The organism is Fibrobacter sp. UWP2 (assembly GCF_900141705.1).
GTDB lineage: Bacteria > Fibrobacterota > Fibrobacteria > Fibrobacterales > Fibrobacteraceae > Fibrobacter.
Window position 1 is genome coordinate 1 of sequence record NZ_FQYM01000030.1, and the last position, 19,990, is coordinate 19,990.

Genomic DNA, 19,990 nt, shown 5'->3' on the forward strand with positions numbered 1-19,990 from the left:
TGAAACGGGAACTGGAAAAGAGCAGAAAGAAAGGAAATGTAGCCTAAATCTGATGTTGGAACAAACTATTTTTGCGAAAAACCCTTGACACTACCCAGACGCGGGAGCATAATGAATGTTTTGCAAAAAAAATAAAGTCAACTCCTTAATGATTAAGTCATAAGACAATTACCGGGCATCCGCAATATCCCCAAAAGGCAAGGCAAAACCGACACCTTTAATGATGTCTAAATTTAAGGAGCGAGGCACAGGATTTCCTATTCCCAAACAAATAGAAGGCCAGTATGGACAAATAAACTGCAGAACCAATTCCTAACGAAAGTTTCATTGTACAAACAATGAATGCTGTAACCATTAGAAATTCAGACGCAAAACCCTTTATGAAGTTTTTCTGAATTAACTTCATTACGACAACTTCGGAAATTATCGAACGAAACATTATGACCAAGTCAAGACACAACAAAAGCAAAATCACGCTGTTTAAGCCATAGGCACACACTAGATATGAAGCAAAGGCAAATATGACGGAAACAAGATTAATTTTCAGCATCGTTTTTTCTTTTCGATAAGCTTTTAAATAATTATTGGTAAGCAAAGTTACCTTTGAAGAGAATATGATTATCGGCATCAAAATACCCAAATATACGAGACTTTCTGCATAATTCGGAAGCCAAAACTGCAACACTTTGTAGCATGGGAAATATAGAACCAGGGCCACAAATAGAATCAAAGACATTGAACTACGAATCTTTTCATAAAAGTCAGGAAGTTTTTCGGGCTGAATCCGTTTAATTGAGGGGAACAATGCTACACTTGCCGCTGTTATAAAGGTAAGGAAAATGTGGGACACATTAAAAGCAAATGCAATTTGCCCAAACAACAAAGTATCATAACGCCATTGCACAACCATTTTCGCACCACCAACCATAAACATTGACGAAAGATTGGCGACAAGAAGCATAAAGCCCGAAATTAAATTTTCCTTGTATTCGTAAACAGCTTTTTTTAATGGTTCTATTTTTCCAAAATAAAGTTCCTTGTTATGGAAGTAACCCCATGCAATCGCAATAAAGGGGGCCGCAAAATATACATAACAAACTTGATAAAAATATTTTGCCCCAACAACCATTAATACAATTACGCCAACACCCAATACTAATTTATCTAATAGGACTAGTTTTGCATACTTCGAAATTCTATTTGTAAGTTGAAATGTGTAGGATGTGTAGGTAAAGAGATTTGTTGAAATAACTGCAATTCCAGAGAATGCAACGATTAAACGAGCGATTTCATTGGAAACAAAAAAAGAGCCCACAATTAAAAATAATGCAAAAAGTAATTCCATCAGGAAAAATAAAGTAAACTGGGAACGAACCAATGGCTTATCAAGTTCGTTGTAGTCATATTGAGAATATCGAAGCATTAAGCCATCAAGTATGCCTAAATGCAATAACGGAACATAACTTACATAAAGCAAAAAAGTTTGCCAGTATGAATACTGTTCTTCATCAATAAATTTAGGCAATAGTAAATTCATTACCAAACTGACGAAAAACGAGACTATCTGTACTGAAATAGTCAATGAAACATTCTTCTTTATTTGCTTTGAATCAATCATTTTAAAACTAATTTTCTAAGACAACGTAACAAAGTTGCGAAAAGATAATCATACATAAAAGCATTTACATTTTTTTTGTTTCATTTGGGGATTCCTCAATTATTCGCATTTGAGCACCAACAACAGTGCAATTCGAGGGGACATCCTTGGTCACTACAGTATTTGCTCCAATTTTCACATTATTTCCAATGTGAACATCACCCAAGATTTTTGCTCCAGCACCAATTATCACGTTATCACCAATTGAAGGTCTTTTATATCGAAGCCCTCCCACAGTAACCTGCTGATATATTACACAATTTTTTCCAAATTTCGCCCCCATATGAATAATTATTCCATTTAACCCATGCGGAAGTTCAGGACGAGTTGCAAACACGGCTCCTTGATTTAAATCAGTACCCATAGATGCATTATTAAACGCATCACATCTCTTTATATAAAAAAGCATAATAATTTTAATTATTTTGGGGACTTTAGAATTTGGATTTACGACAATTTCTCTCCAACGCCAATATCGTTCAGGATTATAGTGTTGAATATGATGAACCATCATTGAAACAATCCTATTATTAGGATCAACATTCATTTTCATAGTAGGCATTGTAATGACATTTCTCCATTTAGAATGTATAAGGTAATTTAATCATTTCACCCAGTTTATCATCCCATTCCCTTGGGTAAAACACGCCCATACCCGATGCAGGATAAAAAGTCAGTTCACCGAAGTACATTTTACCATCAACTACATATAAATCAACTCTAACAAACGGAAGACTCTTTGCCAACTTACGGCACACATCTTTCATCTGTTCAAAACATTCAGGACGAGCTACGGGTGTCAAACCATTACGCGCCGAAGGATTAAGTCCCACAAATTCTTGGTGATTCCACTCCATATCATAAAAGTCTATAGTTTCGCCAGAATTTCGATTTCTAATCACTTGACAATACAAAGGCTCTCCATTAAAACAGAAAAATTTATAATCTGGCAAATCATAATTTCGGTCATTTTCTTTGTCATTTGGAGCCATATACTGTTCTGCAAAGACACTTCTTTTTATATTTTTATATGGGAATTCTTTCGAAACAGAATAACTATTAACATTGTAAGATTTCCATAATTTAGCAACAGCCTCTTCTTTATTAAAAAAATCTTTATTCTTACAAATTACAACCCCAGCACTACCTCCAGCATGATTCGTTTTGAGGACAAACCGTTGAGGCAACAAACTCCAATCAATTTCTGATGGATTATCCCACACAGCAATAGTTGGAATAATATATTCTTCACCAATAATCTTTGCAACGTAATCTTTTACGAGAACCTTGTCAACCAAAGTTGTATACAAAGGATTTTTACTATATACCTTCAACCATTGTATTTTTTCACAAAAAGATTTTGGATTACGAAAATCAACAAAGCGACGATGGTTATAAAAAAAGCGGACCTGAATGCTAGCCCTTGGAGGCAAACACGCCAATAGTTTCCGAAATAAGTCTTTCATGCTCTATAAATACCGAGTTAAATCAATGGACAAATATTTTTATAAAATCCATAACAAGAGTCCCACAAAAGATTTCTATTCTTCTGAACATTGTCAATTCCTTTATGGAAAGTATTTTCATTAATCCTAAAAAATGAGACCCTTTATCAATATACGCAATCTTTTGACACAACGAATAAGCCTCCTGATGCATTTCTTTTTTATCAAACCATTCAAGCAGCTTTGAAAACTTTGCAATTCGACTTTGAGGAATAAACATAAAAAAATCATTTTTTCGAATACGCCAAGCAATACTCGGAGTTTTCTGTTTTTCTGAAGCAAGGACATTTGTACCATGATGTCTATATAACATAAGACGCTTGCCAAGATTATACTTCACACCTGTTATTGCAGCAGTAAATGCAATAAAGCCGTCATAATACATTGTTGTCTCAATTTCAGGATACATTTTGACTTTGTCAAGAACCAAATTCGCAAGTTTTCTATTGAACATAAGACTACAGCCTTGACTTCTATCTTGCCCTTTACCATATGTTAGCAAAGTTGACGAGTATCCACTTGTATCAACATCATCTTTTTGAGATTGGATAAGATTGCCTTCTTTATCAATATGATTACATAAAGACGAAACACATCCAGGTTTCCCGTTGTCTATTTCGGCAAGTTTATAATATGAAACCGAAATTTTATTTGGCAACCATATATCATCTTGATCACTTATTGCAATTACATCCTTTGAACATAAAGAAATTGCACGAAAAAAATTGAAATTAACCCCATGTTTTCCAGCATTAACGGAATATTTCAGACCATATTTTTGATGATATTCCTCAAGAATTGACAAAGTTTCATCTTTTGACCCATCATCAGACACCACAACTTCATCTGGAAGCATATCTTGATTATAAATACTTTCTAATTGTTCTCGTAAGTATTTTGCACCATTATATGTAGCCATTGCAATAGAAATCGTTTTTTTCATTTTAGACCTATCACACGAAACCTTCGTAAAAAAGCGTATTCTAGATATTCATTTGAAGCCCAAATTATTTGGTTTGAGCTCGTATGATCAAATTTGAAAAATAGAATTGCGGTTAAAGTAAATGCGACCAATGAATAATTTCCTCCATCAGAGAATGTAAACAAATACATTCCACCTTGAACAGGAATCAACATTTCTAAATAAACAATGAGAAGACGAGAAAAAGAGATTACACCTCCACGAACATTTGACAAAAAAGAGAACAAAATGGAGTATAATACAAAAATAAAAAACGCAATAACAGGGCCAAAGTCTAAAGTAAAATCGCCAACAAAAGTATAGAAAACACCATCGTTCATTCTCATGTGACGATACTTTACACGCCTTTCAACGATTCCAGAAGGAACATTTTCAAAGCCCAAAAATTCTTTAAATATTCTACATGTTCTATCCCCATATCTAATTCCACCAGCATCTAGTCCATAATTGTTAAAATTTAAAGTAGATTGAGCTATATAATACAGGTTTGTCCCATTCATTCCAGCTATGTTTTGGGAAAAACGACTTGCCGAAAGCACCAACATGAATCCAACAACGACTGCACAAAATATAGAGCCGATCAACACCAGCGTCTTTCCCCTTTTGAGAGGGATCCAACGTCGCATTAGAATGTAACCAACCATTATTGCAAATAATGTCATTACAGTATCAGTCCTTAAACCTAGAGAAATAGGTCTAACGAGATTATACAACATTACAATTGATAGTCCAAAGAGAACAAATTTATTGAGTTTTGGCCGTACAAGATAATAAAAAAAAACAAAAATGCTTATGTAAGAAAATATTGAGAAAAGATACCTTGGTACATCAGCTATACTTTTAGTTGAAATTCCTCCACCATGAGCATCTGCATATAGTTCCGCTCCAGCATTAGAATCCTGCAACAAAAGTGTAATGCCAGAAACAACGTTACCGATAGAATTTGGTAATGATAAAATTGCCAGAAATATAAACACATAAGTAAATACAGCTATCAATGATGGTGGAGGCTCAACCAAACCAACTACATTTGATTTATCAAAAGACACTATCGGCTGTAGAGACAACAATACCATCACAAACAAATAAACATATGGGAATAAAGTAATCGTTTTAAAGCTCGACGCATAAAATTCATTATGATACAAAAAAATTGCTGATATACTAAAAAGGACGTAGAATGATGTAACAAATACGCTAGATGATTTTATTCCATATTTCTTCAGAAGCCATAAAAACAATAACATCCAAGCCACAGCATACAGAATTGCATAAATTGATCCGTCTCTCATAAAATCAAAACCTTTTTCTATTAGATGGCATTTCTTTTGAGAAAAAAAGATAAATCACAAAACAAAAATTTCCCAAAGTAAGGCTCAATACAACTCAAATCTTATAAACGTTTTGTACCTTCAAACACAAAGTAATATTTCACTTTTCTATTATCTTTTTATAAAAAGAGCTAGATTGTTTAGCGATTTCATTCCATGAATACGTTTTAGATAACGACAAAGCATTTTTCCCCTTCTCCGTAAAATTCCTTGTAAATATTATGGTTCTTAGGGCATCTTTTATAGACAACACACTATTTTCAGCAATCCAACCAGCATCTGCACTTCTGACCTCATCGGCTAAATTAGTCCCTTTTGTAACAAGGCAAGGGATTCCATAAGACAAAGCTTCTATCAACCCCATTGGCATTCCCTCAAATCTAGAAGTCATTATAAAAACATCCGAATCCAACAAAGTATCTATCTTCTCTTGTCCAAATACACCTTCATTAAAAGAAACGATATCCTCTAAAAAATTATCTTGTATTTTCCTTCTCAAAAATTCTAAAGCCCCATCCCTATTTGGTCCATAAATGGTCAACTGGAAACTATTATTTAACAAATCATCTTTCAAGTCATTTATTGCATCCAACAACAAATCCAATCCTTTCTGGTAAATCTCAATTCGACCAATATAGGAAGCATTTATTCCATCTACCGAGAAATCTTTTTTTTGTTTTTCCGGCAAGTCAATTCCATTTGGTATAACAAAACACTCCTTATTCCAATTATCTCCAGAATCAATCTTCTCTTTTTCTGTTAAAAACTGAATACCACTCGCCTTTTTTGCCATTTTTTTAAAATACAGCATATTACCGACACGCTTTTTCCATTTTTTATTCTTTTGGGCAAGAACGGTCATTTCACTACGCGGAATAATCACATAAGGAATTTTTTGTTTTTGAACGTCGGCAATCAATTTACAAAACGGGAAACAATAAAATTCTTCGACAACAACAATATCCGGACGATTGAACGGAGCAGGCAAGTCCCTTAGTCTACCACTTGGGAAATCGTCAAGATTTTTGCAATCTAATCCATCTTGTGTCCATTCTTTTCTTTTGCTATGGTTAATATTAAACCAAAAAACATTGTCTATTTTTGCTTGCGCCCTTATTTGAGCAGGGACACTATTGTTCGGCCCTGCCCACAAATTTCCTGAAAGATTTGATATATACAGAATATTCATTTTCTACTTATTCTTTAACGATTCTATATCTAGCATCTGTCCCCATTCCAAATCATACTTATCAGGATTAAAGGGCATCATACATGCACTTGGCGTAAATGTAAGCTCAGCAAAATAATATCGGTTATTCGCAATAAAGAAATCTACTCTCACGAACGGGAAATCTCGGCACAAATCTTTTGCCATATCAGTCATTTCATTAAAGAATGAAGGCAAATTCACCGACGGAATGTCCGTGTAGTCATCCCGCTTAAGAGGCATTTTAGAGCCATCTAGATAGAAGAAGCCTATTTGGGCCTGCCTGTCGTGGACAAGATCGGTCGATACATAAATAAACTTCGGCTCCCCATTAAAGCAAAAATACTTATAATCTGTTATGTTATCACCAAGGTATTCTTCGCAAGTAATATGCGGTTCAATCTTGGAATAATGACGTTCAATATTAAACGCACCGAAATCCTCTTTCATCCAAGCATTGAGTTGCTTTACAGCATTATTCTTGTCAAAGGTTTCTTTATCTGCGCAAAGAATATTGTAGGCACAGCCATGATTACACTTCAAAACAAATTTTTTCGGAAGTTTAGACCAGTCGATTTTGCGAGCATCATCCCAATCACCCAATAGTGGTACTAATTTATCTTCGAAGCCTTTTTGTTTAATAAATTCACGAACTCTGTACTTGTCGGCACACTGCACAACAAGAGTATTTTTCGGCAAATAATTCAATTTAAGCCATTGAAGTTTCTCATTAAATGTCTGCGGATTCTTCAAATTAAGTTTTTTTCCAAGAACAACCTTAAAATAAAATTTTGACATGACGGAATCAGGCATGACTTTACTAGCCATAACCTGCATTTTTCTGCGAATTTTGTATGCAAGGGAATCTCTTTCCATAAAAACCTCAATTTCTTACATATCTAAATTTTTTCCACACCCCAAAACACAAATTCCTCGCCGTAATCCAGAGCGAACTGATTGGATTCAAGCCTTCAGCTTCGCGATAGAGCTTGTAATGCCACTTAATCAACGTCAGGAACCTTGTAAACTTGGTCACTGGATTCTTCGGCTGCGCCTCAGAATGACACCCATGAGAGATTGAGCCGCCCCTTTTGCGGTAACTTGCCAGCGTTTCGGGAAGCAGAAAACAATCCGCCTTGCGGCATGCCTTGAGCCAGATGGCATAATCGTTGTTCTTGCGGATGTCGGCGATCTGGATATCGCCCACGATTTCGCGGTCATACATCACAGTCAGGCAACCGGGCCAGCAGTAGTTGAACATTCCCGTCTTGGTGATGCGTCTTGGGCCGCCCACAAGCGTTCCTGTCTGCTTGCCGCTTTCGTCAATTTCTTCGTAGCGGGTGTAACTGAAGGCATAGCCGTTTTCGACCATGAACTTGAGTTGTTTTTCGAGTTTTTCGGGGGCCCAGAGGTCGTCGCTGTCGAGGAAGGCTATCCATTTGCCTTTTGCCTGAGCCAGGGCTCGGTTGCGGGAGACTGCGGCTCCGCTGTTTTGGGCGTTTTTGAGGTAATGGATTTTTGATGACGGGAGATCCCCGCCTTCGCGGGGATGACAATAGGGGGCGACAATTTCGTCGGTGTTGTCGGTACTGGCGTCGTCAACGATAATCAGTTCCCAGTTCGTGTAGGTCTGAGCTAATACGGACTGTATCGACTCGGCGATAAACCGGCCAGTATTGTAACTGGGCATGATTATGGAGACGAGGCCGTACATCAGGCGGCATCCTCCAGAGTTTCGCGGCAACGATCGTGACCCCGCGAGCCATAAGCGACTCGTCTTAACGAGTCGTGTTGGCGAGCTTTGACCACTTGGCAACTTGTTGCCTTAGTGGTCATGGCCACCTTTAGGTGGGAGCGAGGCGATATCAGATGGCTTTGACCTGACTTTACGCCGAGCGGTCGTGTCGGGGCCGAGACTCGCGGAACGAGCAAGGAGATCCCCGCCTGCGCGGGGATGACATGATGGTGCGCGGGGATGACGGCGAGTGGAGCGAGGCTCGGTTTTGCGAGGTGCTTCAGCGCCCGCAAAATAGAGCGTGACGGCACGGAGCGCATGTGTAGCGCCGGGCCGCCCTTCAAAAAAGCAACAGTTGTTTGCACTCTTCCGGGGGAACAATTTGTAAATTCGCCCCCCAAAACGAAGGAGGATACATGAACCGCAGTGAATTCTTCGCCATGGCCAAGGACGTGCACGAGCATCCCGAACGCCTGGCGGAATACCGCAAGATCTACAGGAACGTCTACCCGTTCAGCGACGGGATCTTCAAGATGCTCATGGCCAACGAATCGAAGCCCGAACGGACGGTGAAGTTCCTGAACGCCATGCTCGGGCTCGCGGGTGCAGACGCAATCGGGTCGTTCACCCTGGGCGTCCAGGAGAACCCCGGCGTCCTGGACGACAAGACCGCCATTTTCGACATCTACGGCACGACGGAGGCGGGCAACCCCGTCCTTATCGAGGTCCAGCAGTGCCACAACAAGTTCTTTGTTGACAGGCTCGTCTACTATACGTCGAGGGTGATTTCCCGCACGGTCAAGAAGTCGCAGACCTACAGGCTGCCGCACGTCTACGTGCTCTCTATCCTGACCGAAAACCAGTTCTTGCGGGAACAGGACACCTACCTGCACCATGTGGGGCTCAACAGGAACGGCCGAGTGCCCTATGACAAGCTGGATATCTACCTGGTGGAACTGGAAAAGTTCTTCTCTATCGAGGACCGCACCCCCACGGCGCTTCGCGAGCGGTCCGACAGGGCGGAAATGCTGCGCGTGTTCCGCGATGTCCTCGAGGAACGGGATATCCCTGCCGATAGGCTGAAAAAACTGCTTGACAAGGACTTTGTCAAGGATGTATCTTTTACTGCGTTCACCGACGAAATTCTTCTGAACGAGGTTGACGGTATGACCGATTTGCTTTACGAGCGGCAGGGCGCCTATGCGGAAGGCCAGGACGACCTTCTGAAGATCCTGGTTGCCGCAGGCAAGCTTACCGCGGCCGAAGCCGAGCATTTTTCCAAGATGGCCTCGGAAAACCGCGAAAAACGCTAGTTTCATGACGCCTCCGCGATGAGGCGCCGGGCCTCCTGTTGTCCGCGGTCGTACTGTTCGCGGGTGATCTTGCCGCTTGCGAGCAGGTAGTCGCCGAGGTCGGTGGCGGTGTCGGAGCCTTCTTCGGTGATTCCGTCGCGCTTGAACACCTTGCCGAGCGTGGTGAGGATTATCCTGATGTCGCCGAGGAGGGTGATTTTTTCGATGTACTGCAGGTCGTAGGCGATTTTCGATTCCCAGGTGACGGCGTTGCGCCCGTTCACCTGCGCAAGCCCGCTGAGTCCCTGCCGCACGGTGTGCCGCCTGCGCTGTTCGGCGGTCATGAATACCATGTCGCGCACGAGCTGGGGCCTGGGCCCGATTACGGCCATGTCGCCCTTGAGGATGTTGAACAGTTCGGGCAGCTCGTCGAGGCTGGTGGAGCGGAGGAACTTGCCGTAGGCGTTCAGCCGCACGTCGTCGGGGAGCAGGTTCCCCTGCGCGTCCCTTTCGTTGGTCATGGTGCGGAACTTGACGAGCCTGAATATCCGTTCGCCCTTGCCCGGGCGTGGCTGCGTGAAGAAGGGGTTGCCATGCATCTTGACGGCACCGAGGACGGTGAGCACGAGCAGCAGCGGGCTCAGGGCGAGAAGCGCGGCCAGCGCGCAGCAGAAGTCCAGGGGTCGTTTGAGGAAGCGGGCGTACATATTGGGTAAATATAGGTAATTTTCCTGTAAGAAAAAGGGCAAGAACGCTCCTCCGCCGCAGGTTTGTCTTTTAGCACAAAGGATTTCAAAAAAATTTTGAAAAAGGTATTGACGGGCCGCCGCCGAGAATTTATATTAGTGCACAGGTGAGTAGAATCAAACCCCGCCTTTTCAAGCATGTAGGCGGAGAGGAGCGAAAGATGGATAAAAAAGAGGCGCTGCCGGTTGCCGACAAGAACGAAATTATCGTGTACCAGCCGGAGGGTGGAGAATTCCACATCGAAGTACGGGTAGAAAACGAGACCGTCTGGCTCACGCAAGCGCAAAATCGTGCAAAACGAGTGTCGCAAAATCAAGCTTGCTTGATTTTATGACCGAGTTGCAGCTGATTGCACGTAGTGCAAATGGCGGAGTTGTTTTCAACCTCCCGAACAAACATTGTCGAGCATATCGGCCATATATACGACGAAAATGAGTTGGACGCAGAATCAACCTGTCGGAAATTCCGACAAGTTCAAATTGAGGGATCTCGAAAAGCAGGTGGATTTCTTCGTAAAGACGAACTTGCCGCCAAGCGAGGGCCTGCTGCCCGCGCACGCCCAATGGAGTGGCTACGAATTCGCCGTACAATTAGTACGTTCAGCGAAAAAAGAACTCGTCATCGTCGACGATGTGGTTTACCACGTTGGGGCGTCGTTCAAGGATTTGGGGAACCAGATGACCGCGTTCTCGGTGCTGAACTTTGTCACCAAGGAACAGGTGCTTGCGATGGTGAAGTAAAGGTTTGTCTTTTTACACATCTTTTACTTTCCAGCCCTTTACATTTCCGCCATCTTTTCTATTTCTTAACCGAGCGTCCCCAAATAGGCTCCTGACACTTGATTAATCAAGTGTTTTTTTTTCATATAAGGAGTACTATACCATGACGCAAAACCAAAATGCAAACACCCCCACCACCCGCAAGGAAATCCCCGAAATTCTGCGGGGCAAGCGGTACCTGGACCCATCCTACGACCCGGCGTTTTACGCCCTGCTCGACGACGAGGAGGCCCTGGCAGACTTCATCAACAGCCTGCTGCACTTGGAAGACGGTCGCAAGATAAAGTCCATGAAATACACCTTCAACCAGCCGCTCATCTTGCGCGCACCAGAGGCCAAGGAAATCAAGTTCGACATCCACGCATGGACAGAGGACAACCGCTGCATGGATATCGAAATCCAGAGGGCGTCGCACCCATTCTTTACCGACCGGGTGTTGCTCTACGGCGCATACCTTACCATAGACGGCAAGATCAAGATGGACAAGTCCCCGGAGTTCAAGGCCCTGGAGGAGAACGAGAGAAAGCGCAGGCGCTACCAGTTGCCCGAAATCGTGTCTATCTGGCTGTGCAATTTTCCTCTTAGACTCGAGCCGAAAAGTTTCCGCGACACCTGGCACCTGTACAGCGACAACGCCGTAAAGCAGGGGAACCCTGTACCCGTTTTCGACAAAATGAGTTATATTTTGATAGACTTGGGGGAATTCTCCAGGATTCACGCCAAGGCCGAAAGCCGCGAAGAACAATGGCTGTACCTGCTGACCCATGCGGGCAAGGCCAACGCTTCGATGGACTTTGCAGACCCTATTCTGCAAAAGGCCCTGGAAAGAATCGAGATTGGTTCCGCCAGCGATGAACTTCTTTCTAGTCAGGTAGACTCAATGGTTACACAAGACGAAATAGACGCACGCATTGCCGACGGAGTGGTTGCAGGTAGACAGCAGGGTATTCAGCAGGGTATTCAGCAGGGTTTGGACTCTACGCTGGTCGCCTTAGACCTACTTTCCAAAGGAATTCCTGTAGAAACCATCGTCAGGAAAACCGGATTGTCCGAAGAGCAAGTTCGGCAACTCCAGTCCAAGATGACGAAGTAGTCCTAACTTACTCGAAGCACTCCCGGATGGTTTGGATGATGGCATCCTGCTGTTCGGGGGTCATCTTGTTGTCGCTGGGCAGGCAAAGCCCGCGGGCAAAGATGTCGGCGCCCACGTCGGTAATGCCGCCCGCAATGTAGGCGTTGGTACGGGCACGGCCGTTACCCTGCGCGGTGATAAACGCGTGGCTCATGTACATGGGCTGCATGTGCATAGGTTTCCATATAGGGCGGCCCTCGGCGTTCATGGCGGCGATGCGTTCCAGGATTTCCGTGGGGCAGCTCATGCCCGCCTCGTGGATGTACAGGGCGTCGGTTTCGCCGCGCACCTGCTTGCACATGGCGTCCTTATCGATAATCAGGCAGCTGAGCCAAAAATTCGGTTCGCTGTTGGCGGCATCGTAGGGGTTTACCTGCACCGGGAGGCCCTTCAGGCCTTCCTTGTAGCGCATGTAGATGGCCTTTTTCTGGGCGATATGTTCTTCGAGGTAGGGCATCTGGCCGCGGACCACGCCGGCAATCACGTTGCTCATGCGGTAGTTGTAGCCCACCTCTTCGTGCTGGTACCAGGCGGCCGCCTCGCGGCTCTGGGTACTCCACTTGCGCACCTTCTCGGCGTCGTCCTTGCTGTCGGTGAGGAACATGCCGCCGCTACTGCCGGTGATAATCTTGTTGCCGTTGAAGCTGATGGCGCTGTAGTCGCCGAACTTGCCCGTCTGCACGCCCTTGTAGGTGGCTCCGAAGCTCTCGGCGGCGTCTTCGATGAGGAGCGCGTTGTGGCGGGCGCAAATCGCGCGGATTTCGTCGACCTTGCCGGGCGTTCCGTACAAATGAACGAGCACCACCAGTCGCACTTCAGGGTAAATCTCGAAAGCCTTTTCGAGCGCGACCGGGTCCATGTTCCAGGTGTCGTACTCGGTGTCGATGAACACGGCCTCGCCGTTCTCGTAGGCGATGGGGTTCACGGTGGCATCGAACGTCATGTCGCTGCAGAACACCTTGTGGCCGCGCAGACTCCCCTCGCCCACCTTGGGCATGCCGTACAAGGCCTCGCCCGCAAGCTTTGTGCAAAGGTGCAGTGCGGCCGTACCGGCGGAGAGCGCCACGGCATACTTGCAACCGACCTTCTCGGCAGCGAGGCGTTCCACCTCGTTGATGTTCGCACCCACGGTGCTCATCCAGTTGGTTTCGTACGCTTCGGTCACGTACTTGATTTCTTCGCCGTGCATGGTGGGGCTGCTGAGCCAGACTTTACTATCGAAACGGGGCATTATATTCTCTCTACTTTACAGCAGACATCTTGACTGTCTTGTTGAATTCTTCGGGGGTGGTGAACGTGGGAACAATACGGTGCAGGGCCTTGACGGCGACTTCCTCGTTGTCCTGCTCGGCGGCCTGCTTGAGCTCCGAGAGCTGCGGCAAGAACGTTTGCGCGTCAATCTCCAGCTGCTTGCCAATAAAGATCAGCTTGTTCTTGGTCTTTTGGAGGCCTTCCTCGTTCATGAGGAGCTCCTCCTTGATTTTTTCACCGGGGCGGAGTCCGGTGAACTTGATCTCCACATCCCTGTATGGCACCTTGCCGTACATGCGGATGAGGTTCTCGGCCAGGGTCACGATCTTTACGGGCTGGCCCATGTCGAGCACAAAAATGTCGCCGCCGTGCGCGATGCTCGCCGCCTCCATCACCAGGCTCACCGCCTCGGGGATGGTCATAAAGTAGCGAATGATGTCGGGGTGCGTCACGGTCACGGCCTTGCCCTGCTCAATCTGGCGCTTGAACAGCGGGATCACACTGCCGTTGCTCCCCAGCACGTTGCCAAAGCGGGTCACAATAAAATCGGTGTAGTTGCACTTTTGCTGAGCCATGTACTGCACCACCATCTCGCAGCATCGCTTGCTGGCGCCCATCACGTTGGTGGGGTTCACGGCCTTGTCGGTGCTGATTATCACGAACTTTTTTACCCTGTGGATGTGCGCGAGGGTCGCCATATTGAAGGTACCGACAACGTTGTTCTTAATAGCCTCCATGGGGCTCCCTTCCATGAGGGGCACGTGCTTGTGGGCTGCGGCATGGAAAATCACGTCGGGGGCGAACTTCTCAATAATCTGGTTCATGCGGTGGTAGTCACGCACGCTCGCAATGAGGGTCACCAGGTTCATGTCTTTGCCGTACTCCATCCAAAGCTCCTGCTGGATCTCGTAGGCGTTGTTCTCGTAAATGTCGACAATAATGATCTGCTTGGGGGCGTACTTGGCGATTTGGCGCACGAGTTCGCTGCCAATGCTTCCGCCGCCGCCGGTGACCATGCAGACCTTGCCCTCGATAAATGCGCGGATGTCGCCGTTGTTGAACTTGATGGGGTCGCGTCCCAGAAGGTCCTCGACCTTGATGTCGCGAATCTGCCCGAGCATGCCGTCGGAATCAAGCATGTTCCCCACGTAGGGAATCACCTTCACGGGGACATTGGTCCTGGAACAAATGTCCAGAATTTTACGGCGGTCATCGGAGGGGCAGCTGGGGATGGCAAATATGATTTGCTCAATTTCCATGCGCTCGCACAGGTTGGGGATGTCGTTCGTGGAGCCCATGACCTCCACCCCCTTGATGCGGTTGCCCAGCTTGGTGCGGTCGTCGTCGACAATGCAAACGGGCAGGAACTTTGCCGCGGCGTTGTCGGGCGTGGCGTTTTTCACATCGGTACTCTCGAACATCTCGTTAAGCAGCAAACGGCACGACTTGCCCGCACCCACAATGAGGGTCTTTTTTTGCTTGGCCATGGTACGACCGGTATTAACCAAAGAGAGGAAAGTCCTTTTGAAGATATACCGGAAAAGGCTCACGCCAATGCTGCAAAGCACAAAGTGTACAAAGGCATAACGGAGCGGCATGTAGCCCTTGAACTTGTAGTAGAAGAACGTGGCGACCAAAAGACCAATGAAAACGCCCTTGACGCAGTCGAGGTAGTCGCGGTAGTTCATGTAGCGCCAAAGCTTGTTGTAGCAATCGGTAAAAAGGAGACCGCCAAAGCAGCAGGCAACGCTAAAGGTAAAGCAAAGAAGCATGTCCTCGGGTTCAAGAGTGTAAATCCCGAGCATGTAGAAGGCGCTGTGGGTCATGAGGCCCGATACAAAAACAATGAAAGCGTCCGTCACGGCAAGTACGCGCTTGCGGAAGCGGAAGCTCGTCAGCTTGTTTTTCACCTTCTCATTTTGTAAAATCATTTATCCTCCCGGATTTTACACATAAAATAGAAAAAATCACATAAGACGCGGCGGGGGGGGGTCGCACCGGCTACCACATGAGGGACGTGCGCAAATACACGCCCTGCTGGTCGCCAAAGGTAAACTCGCCCATAAACGATACGCGACGCCCCTGGTAGCTGATGGACGGCGAAATGGTGTAAATGAGCGGGGCCCCGTGAACAAAGCGCTTTTCGACAGTCTTGTAGGGGTCGTCGATGCTGCTGCCGGCGTCGACGCCCTTCCATAGCCACTTGTTGTGCAGGCCCGCGAAGATGGAGCCACCACTGGGCTGCCCACCGGTTTGTGCCGCGCCGAGATGGAACTGCGCATAGAGGGTCCAGTCGACGGCGAGCGAGTTGGGGCCGTTGGGGTTGCCGAGCGGGAGCCCGAGGTGCGCCATTTGCGCCTGCGCCGTGTCGTAGTGGCAGTAGGTGTAGGGTTCCACGCGGGCGACTTCGGCGATGGAGCCTGCCTGCAGCAAGTGCTGCGCCACCAAAAAGTCGCGCGCCAATTGCATGCCGAGCATGCCCGCCCAGCGGTTGTTGCTGTACTTGTTCTCGTACACCGCGTAGGGGGACTCCATGTCGTCGAGGTAGAACTCGCCGTACAGGCGGAGCGCGTTGAACAGGCGGTAGTTGATGTCGAACGCGAGCGCCCCGTTGTTCACACGCTCGGTGTAGTTGCCCTTCTCTATGAACAGCGGGATGACGGGCGTAAATAGCCAGGGCTTGTTCTCGTTGTACAGCACCTGGATTTCGCTCATGCCGAGCGTGAGGTTGCCGAGGGCGAGCTCGTAACGGTGGGCGTAAAGGTTGCGGTCGTTCAGGTTGTCGCGGCTGTAGCTCCAGCTGTTTACGCGGAGGTCGGCGTAGGCGCTAAACACGCGGAGCGGGCCGAACGTGAGGTCGAGCAGGAGCATGTTGTAGGGCAGCGCGAACTGGTTGAGGCTCAGGTTGTTGTAGTAGCCGGGGCCAAAGTGCAGCACGTCGCGCGCCAGCTGCAGGCGGGCGAAGGCGTAGTTGAGCGTGAGGTGCGCGCGGTAGCGGGCGTAGCTAATGTAGTCGGCTCCTCCCCTCTCTTCTTTTTGAACGTCAAAGACTTCGTGGTCGAAGCTGCCGGGCTTGCGGGGGTCGCCTTCCTTGGAGCCGGCGGTATGGCTCTCGGCGTAAATGCGGGCGTCCAGGTCAAAGTCAACGGAGTCGGCGTAACCACGGATGAACAGGCCGCCATCGAAAGCGGGCCAAATCGTGTCGTTCAGGACTTCGCCGCCGCGGTAGTCCACGCCGAATATCGGGGACGCCGCGATGGCAAAGGGGTGGCCCGAAACGGAATCGGCTAAATATATAAGGGCTCGGTTCTGAGCATTAGGTTGGTTCTGCGCCGAGAAACTCTCCCTAAAGTCGTAGTTCCGTCGCGGGTAGCTGAAGAACTGCCTGGACTCCCCTGTCGTAAGTCGATGATACTCAAAGAGCATGGGGGCATAGTCGAGCTGCCGCAAGTTGCGCGTATGTTCCGAGCCGATGGTGGTGCCAAGGGTCTGCGTTTGGGACAGCGCCAAGGACGGTGCGAAAAGCACCGCGACGACAATGCAAAAAGCAAATGGGATCCTCGTTGGGGTCATATGTAAAATTTACTATATTTACGCTCGATAATTTTTAACCATGCCGTGGGGCGACGCCCCAGGCTAAACAAAAGGAAGAAACAATGGCTGACAATCTGTCCGTCCTCGGCAAGGCCCGCAAGGCCTACCAGCCGAAACTCCCCGCCGCTCTCCGCGACGGCGCTCTCAAAGTTGCTCTCGTGAAGGGCAAGCCCACCCAGTCCGTCCGTGACCAGGCCAAGATCAAGGCCCTGTTCCCGAACACCTACGGCGCTCCCTACATCGGCATGAAGAAGGCTACCAAGGCTGCTGCCGGTAAGGCTCTCAACGTGGGCGTGGTGCTCTCCGGTGGCCAGGCTCCTGGTGGACACAACGTGATCGCGGGTATCTTCGACGGTATCAAGAGCATCAGCAAGAATTCCAAGCTCCTCGGCTTCCTCGGCGGCCCCTCCGGCCTCGAGAACGGCAAGTTCATCGTGATCAACGAAAAGATCATGGACGCCTACCGCAACACCGGCGGATTCGACATCATCCAGTCCGGCCGTACCAAGCTCGAGACCGAAGAACAGTTCAAGAAGTGCATGGCCGTTGCCAAGGCTCAGAAGCTCGACGCCATCGTGATTATCGGTGGTGACGACTCCAACACGAACGCTGCCGTTCTCGGTGAATACTTCCAGGCCCACGGCGCTACCTGCGTGGTTTGCGGCTGCCCGAAGACCATCGACGGCGACCTCAAGAACGAATACATCGAAACCTCCTTCGGTTTCGACACCGCCGTGAAGACCTACTCCGAACTCATCGGCAACATCATGCGCGACGCCAACTCCGCTCAGAAGTACTGGCACTTCATCAAGCTCATGGGCCGTAGCGCTTCTCACATCGCTCTCGAAGCCGCTCTCCAGACCCATCCGAACATCTGCTTGATCTCTGAAGAAGTCAAGGCCAAGAAGATGAAGCTCAAGCAGGTCATCAAGTACGTGGCCGACATCGTCGCCGCCCGTGCCGCTGCCGGCAAGAACTTCGGTGTGGCCCTCATTCCGGAAGGCCTCCTCGAATTCATCCCGGATGTGGGCGTGCTCATTTCCGAACTCTCCGAAGCCCTCGCCCATCACGAGAAGGAAGTCGAAGGCCTCGACACCGCCGCCAAGGTGGAACTGCTCTGCAAGTGGATTTCCAAGGCTTCTGCCGAAGTCCTCAAGAGCCTCCCCTCCACCACCCAGGGCCAGCTGATGCTCGACCGCGACAGCCACGGCAACGTGCAGGTTTCCCTCATCGAAACCGAAAAGCTCATCATCGAAATGGTCAAGAAGGACCTCAAGAGCCGCAAGAACTTCAAGGGCAAGTTCAGCGCCCTCAACCACTTCTTCGGTTACGAAGGCCGCTGCGCCGCTCCGTCGAACTTCGACGCCGACTACTGCTACAGCCTCGGCTTCACCGCCTCCGTGCTCGCATTCAACAAGATGAACGGCTACATGAGCTCTGTGCGTGACCTCACGAAGGGTATCGAAAAGTGGACTGCCGGCGGCATTCCTATCACCATGATGATGAACATCGAACGTCGTCACGGTGCCGACAAGCCGGTGATCCAGAAGGCTCTCGTGGAACTGAACGGTGCTCCGTTCAAGTTCTTCGCCAAGAACCGCGACGTCTGGGCCAAGACTGAAAGCTACACCTACCCGGGTCCGATCCAGTACTGGGGTCCGAGCGAAGTTTGCGACATCACGAACTTCACGATTAAACTCGAAAGAGGTGCGCTTAAAGTCAAGTAATTGACTTCGCACGCAAGTGTTAAAGTCCCTGCCTCCGGGCGGGGACTTTTTTTACCGATTGTCACCCTGACGCTTGTTACCCAATAGTCACCCTGACGAAGGTCAGGGTCAGCAGTTCCTTTCCAGCAAAAGATGCTGATGCTGACCTGCGTCAGCATGACTGCTGGGTCGGAATGTTTATATCTGATGCTGACCTGCGTCAGCATGACTGCTGGGTCGGAATGTTTATATCTGATGCTGACCTGCGTCAGCATGACTGCTGGGTCGGAATGTTTATATCTGATGCTGACCTGCGTCAGCATGACTGCTGGGTCGGAATGTTTATATCTGATGCTGACCTGCGTCAGCATGACTGCTGGGTCGGAATGTTTATATCTGATGCTGACCTGCGTCAGCATGACTGTAGGTACCAGAATGTCACCCTGACGAAGGTCAGGGTCAGCAATTTTATTCTAGAATGTCATTATCTGTCACATTCAGAATGTATTTTTCTTCGCATGAAAGAAAACAACACATTTTACACATATATATTGTCCAACACAAGCAATAGTGTCCTATATATTGGGGTAACCAACAATCTGGTTAGAAGATTTCTTGAGCATAAAACAAAAATCAACGAGACTTCTTTTACCGCTCGATATTCTGTGCATAAACTTGTTCATTTTGAATGTTTTTCTTCCATCAAAGATGCTATTGCTAGGGAAAAACAACTCAAAACATGGCACCGGCCATGGAAAGAGAATCTCATCAGAAAAAACAATCCAACCTGGGACGATTTATCCCCCTCTATTCTAGCATAACGTCTAGTCCCCGCATGTCACACTGACGCTTGTTACCCAATAGTCACCCTGACGAAGGTCAGGGTCAGCAGTTCCTTTCCAGCAAAAGATGCTGATGCTGACCTGCGTCAGCATGACTGCCGGTAAAGTCACCCTGACGAAGGTCAGGGTCAGCAGTTCCTTTCCAGCAAAAGATGCTGATGCTGACCTGCGTCAGCATGACTGTAGGTACCAGAATGTCTCCCTGACGAAGGTCAGGGTCAGCAGTTCCT

The 19,990-nt window shown here is 47.5% G+C and carries 17 protein-coding genes and 1 pseudogene; 6 read left to right on the forward strand and 12 right to left on the reverse strand.

Annotation, left to right across the window (positions count from 1 at the left end; translation table 11 throughout):
• Positions 1 to 217: 217 nt before the first annotated feature.
• From BUB55_RS11655 to BUB55_RS11690, 8 genes are all read right to left on the reverse strand, one after another.
• Positions 218 to 1,618 carry an MATE family efflux transporter gene (locus BUB55_RS11655; protein ID WP_073191634.1) on the reverse strand — a complete coding sequence of 467 codons (1,401 nt, stop codon included), beginning with the start codon at positions 1,616 to 1,618 and terminating at the stop codon, positions 218 to 220.
• Positions 1,619 to 1,682: 64 nt separating this feature from the next.
• A complete protein-coding gene (locus tag BUB55_RS14705; RefSeq protein ID WP_304529013.1) occupies positions 1,683 to 2,210 on the reverse strand; it encodes a serine O-acetyltransferase in 528 nt (175 codons plus the stop codon).
• A 28-nt stretch (positions 2,211 to 2,238) separates the two neighbouring features.
• On the reverse strand, positions 2,239 to 3,123 hold the full coding sequence (locus BUB55_RS11665; protein ID WP_073191637.1) for an ATP-grasp fold amidoligase family protein: 885 nt from the start codon (positions 3,121 to 3,123) through the stop codon (positions 2,239 to 2,241).
• Positions 3,124 to 3,145: 22 nt separating this feature from the next.
• Positions 3,146 to 4,105: a glycosyltransferase gene (locus BUB55_RS11670; RefSeq protein ID WP_083597004.1), complete on the reverse strand. Its 960-nt coding sequence runs from the start codon at positions 4,103 to 4,105 to the stop codon at positions 3,146 to 3,148.
• On the reverse strand, positions 4,102 to 5,436 hold the full coding sequence (locus BUB55_RS11675) for an O-antigen polymerase (protein WP_073191644.1): 1,335 nt from the start codon (positions 5,434 to 5,436) through the stop codon (positions 4,102 to 4,104). The genes BUB55_RS11670 and BUB55_RS11675 overlap by 4 nt, the downstream gene beginning before the upstream one ends.
• Positions 5,437 to 5,575: 139 nt before the next feature.
• Complete coding sequence (locus tag BUB55_RS11680) at positions 5,576 to 6,664, reverse strand: glycosyltransferase (RefSeq protein WP_073191647.1); 1,089 nt, start codon at positions 6,662 to 6,664, stop codon at positions 5,576 to 5,578.
• Between the two features lie 3 nt (positions 6,665 to 6,667).
• Positions 6,668 to 7,558, reverse strand: coding sequence for an ATP-grasp fold amidoligase family protein (locus BUB55_RS11685; protein ID WP_073191650.1), 891 nt, complete (start codon positions 7,556 to 7,558; stop codon positions 6,668 to 6,670).
• Between the two features lie 7 nt (positions 7,559 to 7,565).
• Positions 7,566 to 8,396, reverse strand: a complete 831-nt coding sequence (locus BUB55_RS11690) for a glycosyltransferase family 2 protein (RefSeq protein ID WP_073191655.1) — start codon at positions 8,394 to 8,396, stop codon at positions 7,566 to 7,568.
• 437 nt (positions 8,397 to 8,833) lie between these two features.
• On the opposite strand from BUB55_RS11690, the gene BUB55_RS11695 reads away from it, so the two are divergent.
• Complete coding sequence (locus tag BUB55_RS11695) at positions 8,834 to 9,730, forward strand: PD-(D/E)XK nuclease family transposase (RefSeq protein WP_083597005.1); 897 nt, start codon at positions 8,834 to 8,836, stop codon at positions 9,728 to 9,730.
• Between the two features lie 2 nt (positions 9,731 to 9,732).
• Here BUB55_RS11695 and BUB55_RS11700 read toward each other — a convergent pair whose 3' ends face one another.
• Positions 9,733 to 10,416: a sugar transferase gene (locus tag BUB55_RS11700; RefSeq protein WP_073191658.1), complete on the reverse strand. Its 684-nt coding sequence runs from the start codon at positions 10,414 to 10,416 to the stop codon at positions 9,733 to 9,735.
• Between the two features lie 200 nt (positions 10,417 to 10,616).
• Between BUB55_RS11700 and BUB55_RS14785 the strand changes: the two are divergent.
• From BUB55_RS14785 to BUB55_RS11715, 3 genes and pseudogenes are all read left to right on the forward strand, one after another.
• Positions 10,617 to 10,952, forward strand: a pseudogene (locus BUB55_RS14785) (hypothetical protein); the annotation flags it as partial.
• A complete protein-coding gene (locus BUB55_RS14625) occupies positions 10,888 to 11,196 on the forward strand; it encodes a hypothetical protein (protein WP_234971922.1) in 309 nt (102 codons plus the stop codon). The pseudogene BUB55_RS14785 and the gene BUB55_RS14625, both read left to right, overlap by 65 nt.
• 142 nt (positions 11,197 to 11,338) lie before the next feature.
• Complete coding sequence (locus BUB55_RS11715; protein WP_073191661.1) at positions 11,339 to 12,328, forward strand: Rpn family recombination-promoting nuclease/putative transposase; 990 nt, start codon at positions 11,339 to 11,341, stop codon at positions 12,326 to 12,328.
• Between the two features lie 7 nt (positions 12,329 to 12,335).
• On the opposite strand, the gene BUB55_RS11720 is transcribed toward BUB55_RS11715, so the two are convergent.
• From BUB55_RS11720 to BUB55_RS11730, 3 genes are all read right to left on the reverse strand, one after another.
• Positions 12,336 to 13,598 carry a DegT/DnrJ/EryC1/StrS family aminotransferase gene (locus BUB55_RS11720; protein ID WP_073191664.1) on the reverse strand — a complete coding sequence of 421 codons (1,263 nt, stop codon included), beginning with the start codon at positions 13,596 to 13,598 and terminating at the stop codon, positions 12,336 to 12,338.
• Between the two features lie 10 nt (positions 13,599 to 13,608).
• Positions 13,609 to 15,549, reverse strand: coding sequence for a polysaccharide biosynthesis protein (locus BUB55_RS11725; RefSeq protein WP_073191667.1), 1,941 nt, complete (start codon positions 15,547 to 15,549; stop codon positions 13,609 to 13,611).
• Between the two features lie 70 nt (positions 15,550 to 15,619).
• Entirely contained in the window at positions 15,620 to 17,191 is a 1,572-nt protein-coding gene (locus BUB55_RS11730) for a hypothetical protein (RefSeq protein WP_073191669.1), read from the reverse strand.
• 83 nt (positions 17,192 to 17,274) lie between these two features.
• On the opposite strand from BUB55_RS11730, the gene BUB55_RS11735 reads away from it, so the two are divergent.
• Both BUB55_RS11735 and BUB55_RS14630 read left to right on the forward strand, forming a co-directional pair.
• Positions 17,275 to 18,939 (forward strand): diphosphate--fructose-6-phosphate 1-phosphotransferase, encoded by a 1,665-nt coding sequence (locus BUB55_RS11735; protein WP_073191672.1) that lies wholly within the window; start codon positions 17,275 to 17,277, stop codon positions 18,937 to 18,939.
• 173 nt (positions 18,940 to 19,112) lie between these two features.
• Complete coding sequence (locus BUB55_RS14630; RefSeq protein WP_234971923.1) at positions 19,113 to 19,739, forward strand: GIY-YIG nuclease family protein; 627 nt, start codon at positions 19,113 to 19,115, stop codon at positions 19,737 to 19,739.
• Positions 19,740 to 19,990 lie beyond the last annotated feature (251 nt).